Annotated in this window: 12 protein-coding genes; 4 read left to right on the top strand and 8 right to left on the bottom strand. The window is 46.6% G+C overall.

Going from position 1 to position 13,031, the window contains the following annotated elements:
* Positions 1 to 153: 153 nt before the first annotated feature.
* From CPY98_RS05035 to tesA, 6 genes are all read right to left on the bottom strand, one after another.
* Positions 154 to 609: a DUF5071 domain-containing protein gene (locus CPY98_RS05035; RefSeq protein ID WP_043491528.1), complete on the bottom strand. Its 456-nt coding sequence runs from the start codon at positions 607 to 609 to the stop codon at positions 154 to 156.
* Between the two features lie 10 nt (positions 610 to 619).
* The gene (locus CPY98_RS05040) at positions 620 to 964 is read right to left on the bottom strand and encodes a hypothetical protein (RefSeq protein WP_046449531.1); all 345 of its coding nucleotides are present in this window, start codon (positions 962 to 964) and stop codon (positions 620 to 622) included.
* A 66-nt stretch (positions 965 to 1,030) separates the two neighbouring features.
* Positions 1,031 to 1,957 (bottom strand): hypothetical protein, encoded by a 927-nt coding sequence (locus CPY98_RS05045; protein ID WP_096386597.1) that lies wholly within the window; start codon positions 1,955 to 1,957, stop codon positions 1,031 to 1,033.
* A 321-nt stretch (positions 1,958 to 2,278) separates the two neighbouring features.
* Positions 2,279 to 3,133, bottom strand: coding sequence for a co-chaperone YbbN (locus tag CPY98_RS05050; protein WP_025800567.1), 855 nt, complete (start codon positions 3,131 to 3,133; stop codon positions 2,279 to 2,281).
* A 74-nt stretch (positions 3,134 to 3,207) separates the two neighbouring features.
* Complete coding sequence (locus tag CPY98_RS05055; RefSeq protein ID WP_025800568.1) at positions 3,208 to 3,981, bottom strand: SDR family oxidoreductase; 774 nt, start codon at positions 3,979 to 3,981, stop codon at positions 3,208 to 3,210.
* 54 nt (positions 3,982 to 4,035) lie between these two features.
* Positions 4,036 to 4,674 carry a multifunctional acyl-CoA thioesterase I/protease I/lysophospholipase L1 gene (tesA, locus tag CPY98_RS05060; protein WP_172863833.1) on the bottom strand — a complete coding sequence of 213 codons (639 nt, stop codon included), beginning with the start codon at positions 4,672 to 4,674 and terminating at the stop codon, positions 4,036 to 4,038.
* Here tesA and ybbA point away from each other — a divergent pair.
* The 3 genes from ybbA to CPY98_RS05075 all read left to right on the top strand — a co-directional run bounded on the left by ybbA (position 4,645) and on the right by CPY98_RS05075 (position 9,393).
* Positions 4,645 to 5,331, top strand: a complete 687-nt coding sequence (ybbA, locus tag CPY98_RS05065; protein ID WP_043491538.1) for a putative ABC transporter ATP-binding protein YbbA — start codon at positions 4,645 to 4,647, stop codon at positions 5,329 to 5,331. The genes tesA and ybbA overlap by 30 nt on opposite strands.
* Positions 5,328 to 7,733 carry a putative ABC transporter permease subunit YbbP gene (gene ybbP / locus CPY98_RS05070; RefSeq protein WP_096386603.1) on the top strand — a complete coding sequence of 802 codons (2,406 nt, stop codon included), beginning with the start codon at positions 5,328 to 5,330 and terminating at the stop codon, positions 7,731 to 7,733. Before ybbA ends, ybbP begins: the two co-directional genes overlap by 4 nt.
* A 241-nt stretch (positions 7,734 to 7,974) precedes the next feature.
* On the top strand, positions 7,975 to 9,393 hold the full coding sequence (locus CPY98_RS05075) for a GGDEF domain-containing protein (protein ID WP_096386605.1): 1,419 nt from the start codon (positions 7,975 to 7,977) through the stop codon (positions 9,391 to 9,393).
* A 54-nt stretch (positions 9,394 to 9,447) separates the two neighbouring features.
* Here the strand turns inward: CPY98_RS05075 and purK are convergent, their stop codons facing one another.
* Both purK and purE read right to left on the bottom strand, forming a co-directional pair.
* A complete protein-coding gene (gene purK / locus CPY98_RS05080) occupies positions 9,448 to 10,518 on the bottom strand; it encodes a 5-(carboxyamino)imidazole ribonucleotide synthase (protein WP_043491546.1) in 1,071 nt (356 codons plus the stop codon).
* Complete coding sequence (gene purE / locus CPY98_RS05085; protein ID WP_096386608.1) at positions 10,515 to 11,039, bottom strand: 5-(carboxyamino)imidazole ribonucleotide mutase; 525 nt, start codon at positions 11,037 to 11,039, stop codon at positions 10,515 to 10,517. Before purE ends, purK begins: the two co-directional genes overlap by 4 nt.
* A gap of 517 nt (positions 11,040 to 11,556) precedes the next feature.
* Between purE and CPY98_RS05090 the strand changes: the two genes are divergently transcribed.
* Entirely contained in the window at positions 11,557 to 12,939 is a 1,383-nt protein-coding gene (locus tag CPY98_RS05090; RefSeq protein ID WP_051874087.1) for a GGDEF domain-containing protein, read from the top strand.
* Positions 12,940 to 13,031 lie beyond the last annotated feature (92 nt).

Raw genomic sequence — 13,031 nt, forward strand, 5'->3', positions numbered from 1 at the left:
TCTTAATTGTGAAGGATTTTAGGCGATAGCGACAGGGCTGGTTGTATAAGAATTGGGAAGGGGATCACAGGTGGGGGAGTGAATCAATGAAAAGACAATAGAGAAAGGCGACGAAAAACACACTGAATTTCGCCACCTCTATATCAGATGGAACTAAGGGCGTTGCGTTTGGAGTTTATGCAAAATCGCGTCAATAGCTGAATTGACGCTAATATCATCCTCGTCGACGCTCGCCGCCGTTTTGAGTTTCAAATGCTGTAGCTCAGGGGCGATGGCTTTGGCCAGTTGTAGGTCGGTTGTATCGACTAATTCACTGACGACCCAATATTTCCAAATTGAGTCTTGAGTTTTTAGCACATCAAGTACTGGCTGTTTTAGCGGGGCACCAATTTTGGCTAAAAACGGCGTTAACTCCTGCGCTACCGGCCAGTTAAGATCCTGTAGCCAGTAGATGAGCACCGGCAGAATAGGGGCAACACCGGGATAGCCGTAGTCCACCGCTTTTTTGGCTGTTTCTACGTCCGTTTTATCCTGTGGAATAAGTGCATAGAGTTCAGAAGAAATCGTTGTGAAATCAAATGAACCGCACATTTTTTTGATGAGATCCATAAATCTTCCCCTAGTTAACTTGGCCTGTACGTGCCGTGTTGACGTCCGTAGTGTAGGGCCCGATAAGAGGATTCGTCCATGTATTATCGGCGAGCAGAGCCTCTCGGGTTGCGGCCCAATCTAGCAAATCCTGCCCTACATTGGGATTTGGCAAAATTGAATAATGCTGTGGGTTTCCTGGAGTAGGTGTATTAATAATTTGGGTCACCTGAGTTAAGGCTGAGTCAATAACCTGCGCCCTTACTGCTGGAGCCGTATTTGCCATGGAGAGCCCCGCGCCGGGCCCTACGGTATCGGCAATACGTGGCGTAAAATTAGCTGGGGTTCTATTCCCAAGCCGATAATAATTAGGCATAAGGATTTTCCTATAATATTTAATTGCTGTGGGTATGAATTTGAACAGGAATAAATATTTTTTTAATTATATCTTTAACAACCCCGCCTCTCTGCGTTTTATTGCTTCGAGTAGATGTTTGTTGCTGGAGTAAAATATTCTGTATAGACCATTTTGAGAAATGAATTCTTTGGCCAATTGTGTTCCTCTTTCTTTTTTTGGATCGAGTTCTCGTATTTTCTTTAATACATCTTCCATAACCTTTTCAAATTTAGCAGACATGACTGACCACTGTTCATAGGTGATTTTATCCTCAAAGAACTGTTGGTCATTTTTATCTGAGGCAAATTTTGTCACGTTTAACGTGTTTTGGTACTGATCTATAAGCGCAATTTTCGCCTGCAGTTCAAACTCTTCAACGGAGAATCTCACAATATAAGCAAACTGGTAGGTTGCGATTTTCTCGTTATTGAAGAAAGAGGAACGCTGGAAGGTTTGGGTTCCGACGGAGCCGAAAATTCGTAGCCCACCACCAATAGGATCTGACTTAGTACCGTGTTTCACGGTAATCGAGGTGGCATTGCCGAACGATCCAACGATACCGGCCAGCAGGTTAAAGCAGTTAGTCGCAATTAATAATCGCTTATCCTTGTTCATGTCGTACTTTTTATTAATATCCTGTGCTTTATCTCCTGCATCAGTTCCTGCTGGCAGATTTTCTACTTTTCCATCAACGGTGCCAATAACCGCAGCGGATATTTTATTAATAATGGCAGATACAGATGCGAGCGACCATTCTTGCACAGATTGGTAATCAAATTGTTTACCCGTAATATAAAGATCGCTAGACCAAGGTTTTTCATGTTCTTTTTGATAGAAATTTTCAGCTTCTTTTTCTAATGTTGCGTAGGTATTACCGAGTTTATTAGTTAATTCGTTGGCTATTTCATCTAAATATTCACGGCTTTTTTTATCTTTTTTTTCCATTTCTTCAATACTTGGACTTTTACCCATGATTTATCCTCTCTTGTTAATATCAGAGACAAACTGTTTTTAATGAAAATAGAGTTGGTGATAGCCGGGGAAAACGATGTTTATCATCGGCCTTAAACTATCACTAAAAATGATAGATTAAGGTTGTCTATTATCAAGCGAGGGTAATCATATTTTTTCTTAGATGAGGCTAATATATTGATTTCGATCAATCTTTATTTTTTGAGATGCTTTTTAGGAATGAGTCGTAGTTATTTAAAAAATTGTATATATCAGATTTTATTATGAAATGCCGCTAATTTAATATCAGCGGCATTAGTATCGAGAATGAATAGCTATTGATTAATACAACAACGAATACAGTTGTTTCCGATACTTAGACGCCAATGCATCACCATTCCCCAATGCGGCAAGAATGTCCATCAGGGTTTTACGCGCAGCGCCGTCGGCGGCGGTCAGATCTTTGCGTAGATGAACCATCAGCAGTTCAAGGGCCTCTTCGTTGCGTCCAACCTGATGCAGCTGTAAAGCCAGCTGAGCGGCAATGACCGCATTTTCAGGCTCAGCGTCTACCTGTTTTTGCAGCAGCTGAATTTCAGGGGTATCGGCGGCTTGTTTCAGTAATTCGATTTGCGCCACGAGTCCTTGATAGCGAGAGTCCTGATCCTGCATTGGGATGGTTGCCAACACGGTTTCTGCTTCATCGCTGCGGTTGAGCGCGATCTGTACTTCGGCTAGCATCAACGCGATGTCGCTGCGTTTAGAATCCAACGCGCGCGCTTCTTTCAGCAACGGCAAGGCTTCGGCCATTTTGCCTTCGGCAATGAATTCAGCTGCCTGTGCGGCTTTCAGCTCTTCTTCTTTTGGCAAGAAGCGGCCTAACAGTTCGCGGATAAATTCTTCAGACTGTGGCCCTTGGAAGCCATCCACAGGCTGGCCATCTTTAAAGAGATAAACCGTTGGGATGGCACGCAGACCAAACTGTGAGGCCACCATTTGCTCTGCGTCGCAGTCTACTTTAGCCAGCACGAACTGGCCTGCGTATTCTGACGCGAGTTTGTCGAGAATCGGGTTGAGCTGGAGGCAATGCTGGCTGCGTTCAGACCAGAAGTAGAACAGCACTGGAATAGACGCAGACTGCTCTAGCGTCTGATGTAGGTTGGCTTCGGTAACGTTGATCACGGAATTATTTAGCATTCTTTTGTTCTCTCAGACGCTTAAACATATAAAAACGATATGGGGCTTATCTGGCCGTTTGCAATGCCAAGCTGTTAATTTCCACGCAGAACTTTGTCGAGTAACCGTCCTGGCAAAATACGGCGCAGCACGGTTAGCGCGTGCGCGACCAGCGTGACCGGATAACGAAGCTTGGGTCTTTTGCTTTCTAAGGCATGATGTAGCTTAGGCAGAATGGCATCAGGCGTGAGCGTAAAGCGCTCTGCAATACCTGGATTGGTCACTGGCTTATCTTTTTCCATTTGATGCACATTGCTGGTGAAGCGGGTATTTATCGGGCCTGGTTCAATCAGTGAAACATGGATGCCGCTGCCGTGTAGTTCCATCCGCAGTGCATCAGACCAACCTTCAAGCGCAAATTTACTCGCGGCATAAGCACCACGTCCCGGCGTGGCGACGAGTCCCATTACCGAGCTGGTTTGAATAATTCGGCCTTCGCCGTGTGGCAGCATAATGGGTAATAAAAGTTGGGTGAGCTGGTGGGTGCCAAAAAGGTTAGTGGCAAACTGCCGTTCTAATTCGGCTCGGCTGATGGTGTTAAGCGGGCCGTAGAGGCCAAAGCCGCCGTTGTTAAACAGCGCATACAGGCGTCCTTCAGTGATACGAATCACTTCGGCCGCGGCGCGTTCCACGCTCTCGCTGTCGTCCAAATCCAGCTCAATACCTTCCATGCCCAGATCGCGCATCACCTCAACGTCCTGCGGCTTGCGACAAGCGGCTAACACGCGATATCCCCGATTGCGGAGATCCTGCGCTGCGGTAAGTCCAATTCCGCTGGAGCAGCCGGTGATAAGGATGGCTTTTTGCATAACTTTACCTATATAAACCTGTTGGCACGGCGTTAAAGATGTTTAATTAAAACATTACTGATGGGGATTCGTCAGCAACGGGTGGAGCTGTTCGCTCATCCATTGTGCAATAAACGGCTGTGCTTCGCCGTTTGGGTGTAATCCGTCCTGCTGCATCCACTCAGGTTTTAGCGCCACCTGTTCCATATAGAATGGAATAAGCGGTATTTGATGTTGTTTTGCGAGTTTAGGATAAATAGCCGCAAAGGCTTCGGTGTAGCGGCGGCCATAGTTAGGTGGTAGCTGAATTTGCATCAGCAGTGGCTGTGCTTTCGCCTGCTGTACCTGAGTAATTATTTTTCCTAAGGCCGTTTCAATATCGGCTGGAGCAAAGCCTCTTAGCCCATCGTTAGCGCCGAGTTCGATCAATACCCAGCGCGGCTGATGTTGTTTCAACAACGCGGGGAGCCGAGCAAGACCTTGATCGGCAGTATCACCGCTGATGCTACCATTCACCACGGAAACCGTCGGCGTTGTTTTTTGCCATTGCTGCGCAAGACGGGTGGCCCATGAATCGGCAATCGGTAACCGATAGCCTGCGCTAAGGCTGTCGCCTAATATTAATAATGTATCAGCGGCCATTGCCCGCCCACATAACAGGCTGAAAAGAAGAAGGAAAGGGATATGCCAACGGAAAATGTTCTTGAAGTTCATCATTTAGCCAAAGAGGTCGGTCAAGGTGATAGTCAGCTTTCCATCCTTACCGGAGTTGAGCTGGTTGTCAAACCTGCGCAAACATTAGCGTTGATTGGCGAGTCGGGGTCAGGTAAATCAACGCTGCTGGGGATTTTAGCCGGTTTAGATGATGGAACTAGCGGAGAGGTTTCCCTTTTAGGCCAGCGTTTAGATCAAATGGACGAGGAACAACGGGCGGCGCTGCGTGCACGTGACGTTGGCTTTGTGTTTCAGTCTTTCATGTTGGTGCCCACGCTGACGGCGTTGGAGAACGTTCAACTCCCGGCGCTGCTGCGCGGTGATAGCGATCGTCAAAGCCGTCAACAGGCGGTGCAGCTGCTAGAGCAGCTTGGGCTGGGCAAGCGTTTGAATCATCTACCGGCGCAGCTTTCAGGGGGAGAACAGCAGCGCGTGGCGTTGGCGCGTGCGTTCAGCGGGCGTCCCAAAGTTCTCTTTGCCGATGAGCCAACCGGTAATCTCGATCGTCACACCGGCGATCGCATCGCCGATCTTCTGTTTTCCCTGAATACTGATTTTGATACCACTTTGATTTTGGTGACTCACGATCCTCAGTTGGCAGCAAGATGCCAGCGTCGTATGCGCTTGGTTGAAGGCGTATTGCAGGAGGAAGCATGATTCTGCGTTGGTTTTGGCGCGAGTGGAAATCGCCTTCGTTATTGATTGTTTGGATGGCTTTAACGTTGGCAGTGGCCTGCGTGTTGGCACTGGGAAGTATCAGTGACCGAATGGAGCGCGGGCTGAGTCAGCAAAGCCGCGATTTTCTGGCCGGTGATAAAGTTCTGCGCAGCGCGCATCCTGCCGATGAGCAATGGCTAACGCAGGCTCAGCACGATGGGTTGAGTGTAAGCCGCCAGCTTTCGTTTACCACTATGACGTTTGCTGGAGATAGACCGCAGTTGGCGGATGTAAAGGCAACCGACACGCTTTATCCGCTATACGGTGAGCTAATTACGCAACCTGCCGGATTACGTCCTGAGCCGGGTGAAGTACTGGTCGCCTCTCGTTTGCTCTCGCTGTTAAACCTTAAAGTGGGGGATAGCTTAGATGTGGGAGACGCAACGCTAAAAGTGGCGGGCGTGGTGGTGCAGGAACCTGATAACGGGTTTAACCCGTTTCAAACCGCACCAAGAATTCTTATCAACCTCGCTGATGTTGATAAAACGGGCGCGGTGCAACCGGGCAGTCGCCTGAGCTATCGCTACATGTTTGCAGGCCCCGCTGATGCTATCGAACGGTTTACGCAGTATCTCACGCCACAGCTGAAGCCTGACCAAAAGCTGTTTGGGCTGGAGGAGTCGGGCGGGACGCTGGGTAAATCATTGCAGCGCTCGCAGCAATTTTTGCTGTTATCCGCGTTACTCACACTTTTACTTGCGGTGGCGGCGGTCACCGTTGCGATGAACCATTATTGCCGAAGCCGCTATGAACTGGTGGCGATCCTAAAAACGCTCGGTGCCGGGCGTAAAACGCTGCTGCGCTTAATTGCGGGACAATGGTTGGCCTTGCTGCTGGTATCTGGCGTTGCGGGAAGCGCGCTAGGGCTCTTGTTTGAAGCGTTATTGATCCGCTTGTTGGCCCCTGTATTACCGGCTGCCCTTCCCGCTGCGGGAGGCTGGCCTTGGGTTTGGGCGCTAGGGGGCATGGTTCTGATTTCGCTGGTGGTTGGGTTAAGGCCTTACCGCCAACTAATCGCCACACAACCGTTACGCGTGCTGCGTAGCGATGCGTTTCGCGTGGTGTGGCCGCTGCGTTACTACCTGCCCATCACGGCGCTGATTTTAGTTGCGGGGTTGATATCGTTAGTTGGGCTTAGCACGCTGCTGTGGTCACTGCTGCTGGGCATGGTGGCACTGGCGTTTCTGCTCAGCGTGGTGGGCTGGGGGGGATTAGTTGTGCTGCGTAGGCTCACGCTTAAGAATTTGGCGTTACGTTTAGCGGTTAACCGCTTATTGCGCCAACCTGCGGCGACAATCAGTCAGTTGGCGGCGTTCTCACTGTCGTTCATGCTATTGGCTCTGCTGCTTGTGTTGCGCGGGGATTTGCTCGATCGTTGGCAGCAGCAATTACCGCCGGACAGCCCGAACTATTTTCTGATGAACATGACGGAGCAGCAGGTTCCATTGGTAAAACACTTCCTTGAGCAACATCAGGTTGAGGCGCGTACATTTTATCCCGTGGTGCGCGTGCGTTTAACGGAAATTAACGGGCATGAAGCGACAAAGTTAATCGCTGAAGATGCGCCGGGGGGCGAAGCGGTTAACCGTGAGCTGAATCTGACGTGGCAAGATAAGTTACCTGAGCATAATCCGTTAACGGCGGGATATTGGCCACCGAAGACCGGCGAGGTTTCCATCGAGCAGGGAATTGCCGAACGTCTTGGTTTGGGGATCGGTGATGAGGTGACGTTTAGTGGCGATACGCAAAACTTTAGCGCCAAAATCACGAGTCTACGTAAAGTTGATTGGGAAAGCCTGCGGCCAAACTTTTACTTCATTTTCCCTCCACATGCCTTGGATGGCCAGCCGCAAACGTGGCTAACCAGCTTCCGTTATGTGGGCAGTGAACAGTTACTGACTCAGCTTAATCGGCAATTTCCAACGCTGAGCCTGCTTGATATTGGCGCAATATTGCAACAGGCGAGTCAGGTATTACAGCAGGTAAGCCGCGCATTAGAAGTGATGGTCATTCTGGTGATTATCTGCGGCGTATTGCTACTCATGGCGCAGGTGCAGGTGGGCATGCAGCAACGCCGGCAGGAGCTCAGGGTTTATCGCACACTGGGTGCGGGCATGCGTTTACTGCGTCGTACACTGTGGAGCGAATTTGCCTTATTAGGATTGGTGTCTGGTATTGCGGCAGCGGCGGGTGCTGAAGTGGCATTGTGGTTGCTACAGCGGCAGGTGTTTGATTTTGCGTGGCAGCCGAATTACTTAATGTGGGCTTTAGTTCCTATTAGTGGAGCGCTGTTGCTTTCATTGTGCGGTGGTTTCTTAGGTGCTCGTTTGCTTAAGCGATAACGAATATGAGCACGCCGTTATCGGCGTGCTCATTGATATATTATTCAATTAATTGCTTTATTAATCCCCGCTTCGTGGGCTAATAGCTATATAAATCCCGATGTGTTAGCTCGTTTATTCGGTAAAAGTATATGTTTTTGGTGCGAATAATTGCATGTGATGCAGTTCATAAGTAATATCAGCTTATGAGATTTTTATAGGATATATGGACGAGTGGTTAATATTTAAAAGGAATTTAAATATGAAAAGATCTGAGGTTAATACTGGATCTATCAAGATAAATAAGTTTGTAATTTTTTCAATTATATTATTGGTTGTGCTTTTTGTTCTATTCAGAATGTTTGGCTATATCCGACTTCCCGCATTAGAAGCATTATTCCCTGTTTCCACGTCAGTAACGCTTATTCTGAATTTTTTGTTAGCATTGTTTATGCTGATGAAATTTAGTGTTGATAGAAAACACCTTTATTTGGTTGTGCTTGCATTCGCTTATGGTATCTCTTCTCTTTACCTTATGAGTAAACTGCTTAGTTATCCGGGAGTTATTTTTACTGAAGGTGGGATTGGTACTAACGCTAATGATTTGGCCATCTATTTTATCTTTCGTAGTGCCAGCATGGCGATATTTTTTCTTCTGTCTTTAGTCGTTTATCGTTTATGGAATAACCGATTTATTAATATGGTTTCAGTTACGGCTCTGTGCGCGTGCCTGACGATTATTCTGCTGTCTACCGCCTATTTTGTTTCTAGCCATAGCTCAGTTTTAAGCCTGCCGATTGTTGATGAGGGAAGCCTTTCTTATCAGCAGTTTTGGAACTCATCCGTTGGGCTCTATCTGGTGTTACTCTGGGGCGGAACTACCTGTGCGGTGATGTGGTTTGCCGGTGTGAAGAATAACTTTTGGGCAAGTCTGAGCCTTAGCTGTATGGCTTTTTTAGGGAGCACGATGCTGCTTAGCGGCAGCGAATATTTGACGTCTCTGGCATGGTATGGCGCTCATCTTTTTGAAGTGCTTGCCACGTTTGTTGTTATGCTGGCTTTCTTATTTGATATTTTTAAGCTTTATCAAAAAGCGCGTATTGATTATAAGATTTCCTATAATAATTCTATCCGTGATCCGATGACACGTTTATATAATCGCAGTTATTACTATGATTCTTTAGTTAATCGTATGAAGAGCACATCAAAAAATGCGCCGATTACACTGCTGGTGGCAGATATTGACCATTTCAAACGGATTAACGATATTTACGGACATATAACCGGTGACCGCGTCATTCAATACGTGGCAAAAACTTTGCAGGATTCAATACGTAAGACAGATATTGCGGCGCGGATTGGTGGCGAGGAGTTTTCGGTGATGCTCGATGGTGTTAGCCGAGATGATGCGTTAGAAATTGCAGAGAAAATACGTGTTAAAATTTGCCATCATCAGGACTCGCCGTTCGGACAGGATGTTCCCGAAAGAATCACTATCAGTATTGGTATTTATACCGTGATGGATAATGAACTTACCGCCGAGCAATGCGTTGCACGTGCTGACGAGGCAATGTATCAAGCCAAGCAAGAGGGGCGCGATCGTGTGGTTATCTATTCTGCGCGCACTACACAAATAATGAGACGTGAGAATTCAGTGCCATTAAGGGTAATATATACTTAGTTCATCGCATGAAGTAAAAACGGAGCCTCTGGGCTCCGTTTTTGATGACCAGAATTAGGCGAGAAGTTTTTGCTGCGCCCAACGTAGTCCACTGTGATATTCCGCCGATAGCTGAGGCGTAAGATCATTTAACGCAGCGGCGAGAAGTGAAGCGTTAACGTCATTCAAATTGAGATGGCCGACCTTGCGCCCTGGACGTACTTCTTTATCGTACCAATGAAGATGTACTAACGGTTGCGCCATCCACTCATAGTTCAAGTCGGTGCCAATCAAATTAACCATGACTGACGGTGTACTGACTACAGGTGTTGGGAGTGGCAAATCCAGAATAGCGCGTAGGTGCAATTCAAACTGGCTTATCGATGCACCATTCTGCGTCCAGTGGCCGCTGTTATGAACGCGCGGCGCAAGCTCGTTAATCAGTAAACCGTCATCCACCACGAAGCACTCCATCGCCATCACGCCGACGTAACCAAGTTCATTCATGATAGCGCTGAGCATCTGCTCTGCTTGCTGCTGGAGCTGGGTATTTGGTTGAGGAAGGGCGACACTAGTTCGCAGAATGCCATCTTCATGTAGGTTGTGTGCTAACGGATAGAATACACAACGGCCATCATAGGCTCGTGCGCCCACTAATGACACTTCGCCTGAAAAGTTGATGCCTTGTTCAACGATACATTCACCGTAAGCATCTGTCGGTAATTCAGACTCATCACCGGGGCGAATTCGCCATTGACCACGACCGTCGTAGCCGCCGGTACGGCGCTTCACTATCGCGAATTGGCCAATATTGGCAAATACTTCCGGCCATTCGCGTGCTGAGGCTAATAGCTGCCACGGTGCGGTGGCTAAGTTCAGCTCATCCAGCAGCTGCTTTTGCGTTAAACGATCGGCTAGACGTGGAAAAATATCGCGGTTAACAAAACCATTGTGGCGAGCTAATTCTCGGGTCAGCGGGGTTTCTGGCCAGCGTTCAATTTCGGCCGTTATAACACCCTGCTGCCAAGGAACGGCTTCAGGATCAACGTCGAGTCCGACAGGAAAAACGGTGATCCCCAGCGGTTCACCCGCCTGACGTAGCATGCGACCAAGTTGGCCATTTCCTAAAACACAAACGGGCTTCATGCTTCCTCCCGTGGATCGGGATGCGCCAGCACTTCATCTGTTTGCGCCTGACGCCATGCAGCCATGCGACGCGCGAGCATCGGATCATGTAGCGCTAAAATTTGTGCAGCCAATAATCCTGCGTTTGCAGCGCCGGCTTTGCCAATAGCCAATGTCCCAACAGGAATACCGCGGGGCATTTGCACGATGGAATAGAGGCTGTCTACGCCGCTAAGCGCTGCGCTTTGCACGGGTACGCCGAGTACAGGAACTAATGTCTTGGCCGCCAGCATGCCAGGCAGATGAGCTGCGCCACCGGCACCGGCGATAATAACGTCAAACCCCCGTTCGCTGGCCTGTTCGGCAAAGCTAAAGAGTTTGTCAGGAGTTCGATGAGCGGAAACCACTTCTACATGGAACTTAACATCAAGCTGGGTCAAAACTTCGGCGGCAAACTGCATGGTGGCCCAATCGCTTTTGGAACCCATCACGATGGCAATTTTTGCCTCGGATAGGTTAGCCGGAACAACATTGGCTGACATTGATGGCAAGCTCCTGTTTAACGAACTAACTTTGGTAACTCAGCACCGCTGAGCAAGTAAAGAGGCGCGAAGTATATCACGTGTTTATAGTGACGAAAACGGTTGCGTGGCGTCGTCGGCGGTGAGTTTTGGCATCGTTCATGGCATTAAGAGCATCAACATTAAGTACGTAATGCTGTCTTTTTTGTATTGATTATAATCCTGAGGTATATTGTTATAATGGCTTGATTGAGTTTTAGTGGATAATAATACGGAGATATTGAACAGATTGTTAATCTTGTTTTAATTGGCTAGCTAGCCAAACAACAGTGTTATTTATTAATTTTAAGATATATAAGAATTCGATCTATAATAATGATGCTATATGTTTCATTAATAATGTGGCTGTAATTTGTAACGATTAGTTTAATTCATTGAATGTCTGTTTGTATAATGATATATATATCAATAAGTAAATTAAATTAACATGACAAATATAACCTAAGCTTAATAGCGGTTAGAGAACAGGATGTTCGCTATGTTAGAAAGAGAGAAAATATCATTTCTGGGTAAGGGCCATTTTTTGAGCGTGGCTTCCTTTTTATTATTGTTTTGTTTATTCGCTTTTTTTATCCGTTTTGGCGCTCATCGGGTTGATGTTCTACGATCCTTTTTCCCCGTTTCTACTGCTATTGTCTTTGTTTTACATCTGTTTTTAACTATTATTATATTGATACGATTTCATTTTAAAAATACACATTTGCATCTACTTACGATAGCAAGCGCTTATGGATTATCGAGTTTATTTCTTGCTAATAGTCTTTTTATATATCCAGGTGTTTTAATATCAGAATCTAATATTAATGAAAGCGCAAATGCTTTAGCCGTTGATTTCGTTATTCGTAGTTTTTCAATGGCGGTATTGTTTTTACTCTCTGTGCTTTTCTATATAAAAGGGAGATGTAATTACGTTAATAAGAGTAATGTGATAACGAGCTGTGCTGCAGTTATATTGATAGCAATTGGCTTTGCTGTTGTTATTATAAACCATAACAACATCTTACAGTTGCCGATAATTGAAACAGATGAACTTAACTATCGCCGCCTGTGGAGTTCTCATATTGGTAGCGCCTTAATCATTATTTGGGTAATAACGACATTCACAGTAGTTTTCTTTACTAAATTAGTTAATGGGTTCTGGTTCAGCCTGAGTCTCAGTTGTTTGGCTTTCCTTGGTAGCATCTTGCTAATGTGGCGCAGCGAATACGTTACCTCATTGGCTTGGTATGGTTCTCATTTGTTTGAGGTACTGGCTACGCTGTTTGTTGTTCTGGCGTTCATTTATGACATCTACAAGCTTTATCAAAAAGGGTTGGAAGATTATCTTGAATCCTATGAGAATTCTATCCGTGACTCTCTTACTCATTTATATGATCGGCGTTATTTCGACAATAAATTAGCTAGCCGAATTAAAAGAGCGTCGAAAGAATCACCGATTTCACTGTTTTTTATTGATATTGACCACTTTAAAAGTATTAACGATGGCTATGGTCACCCCGTTGGCGATAAAGTAATTCGGCGTGTTGCTGATACGATGGTGGCATCGGTGCGTAAAACGGATGTGGTCGCGCGCTATGGTGGCGAGGAGTTTGCCATTATTCTCAAAGGGTTAAACTCAAAGTTAGCGTCAAAAATTGCTGAGAATATCCGCAATCGTGTGTCAAAAGAGGTCCACGTGCATGCGGGGCCGGAAAAAGTTACCGTTAGCGTTGGCGTGTACACCATAACCGATCATCACCTCAGCGTAGATGAGAGCATATCTCGAGCCGATTCAGCTATGTATCAAGCTAAAAAAAGCGGGCGAGATCGTGTGGTGGTTTACTCTCATCCTGCTTCTGAGTTTGAGCACACAACTGCTTAACCTCCCTGTTAAGCATCAGGTATTCCACGTTTTCTCATCCGCTGGTGGGTTCATTCCTTCTCTCGTTCGATATAAGACTGATTTATACTGTA

The sequence above is a fragment of the Hafnia sp. CBA7124 genome (assembly GCF_002355555.1).
Taxonomy (GTDB): domain Bacteria; phylum Pseudomonadota; class Gammaproteobacteria; order Enterobacterales; family Enterobacteriaceae; genus Hafnia; species Hafnia alvei.

Coding starts and splice junctions, on each gene's coding strand:
- CPY98_RS05055 (WP_025800568.1), bottom strand. CDS start 3,981: ATGCAAAAAGCCATCCTTATCACCGGCTGCTCCAGCGGAATTGGACTT.
- CPY98_RS05075 (WP_096386605.1), top strand. CDS start 7,975: ATGAAAAGATCTGAGGTTAATACTGGATCTATCAAGATAAATAAGTTT.
- purK (WP_043491546.1), bottom strand. CDS start 10,518: ATGAAGCCCGTTTGTGTTTTAGGAAATGGCCAACTTGGTCGCATGCTA.
- purE (WP_096386608.1), bottom strand. CDS start 11,039: ATGTCAGCCAATGTTGTTCCGGCTAACCTATCCGAGGCAAAAATTGCC.
- CPY98_RS05035 (WP_043491528.1), bottom strand. CDS start 609: ATGGATCTCATCAAAAAAATGTGCGGTTCATTTGATTTCACAACGATT.
- CPY98_RS05040 (WP_046449531.1), bottom strand. CDS start 964: ATGCCTAATTATTATCGGCTTGGGAATAGAACCCCAGCTAATTTTACG.
- CPY98_RS05050 (WP_025800567.1), bottom strand. CDS start 3,133: ATGCTAAATAATTCCGTGATCAACGTTACCGAAGCCAACCTACATCAG.
- ybbA (WP_043491538.1), top strand. CDS start 4,645: ATGCCAACGGAAAATGTTCTTGAAGTTCATCATTTAGCCAAAGAGGTC.
- ybbP (WP_096386603.1), top strand. CDS start 5,328: ATGATTCTGCGTTGGTTTTGGCGCGAGTGGAAATCGCCTTCGTTATTG.
- CPY98_RS05045 (WP_096386597.1), bottom strand. CDS start 1,957: ATGGGTAAAAGTCCAAGTATTGAAGAAATGGAAAAAAAAGATAAAAAA.
- tesA (WP_172863833.1), bottom strand. CDS start 4,674: ATGAACTTCAAGAACATTTTCCGTTGGCATATCCCTTTCCTTCTTCTT.
- CPY98_RS05090 (WP_051874087.1), top strand. CDS start 11,557: ATGTTAGAAAGAGAGAAAATATCATTTCTGGGTAAGGGCCATTTTTTG.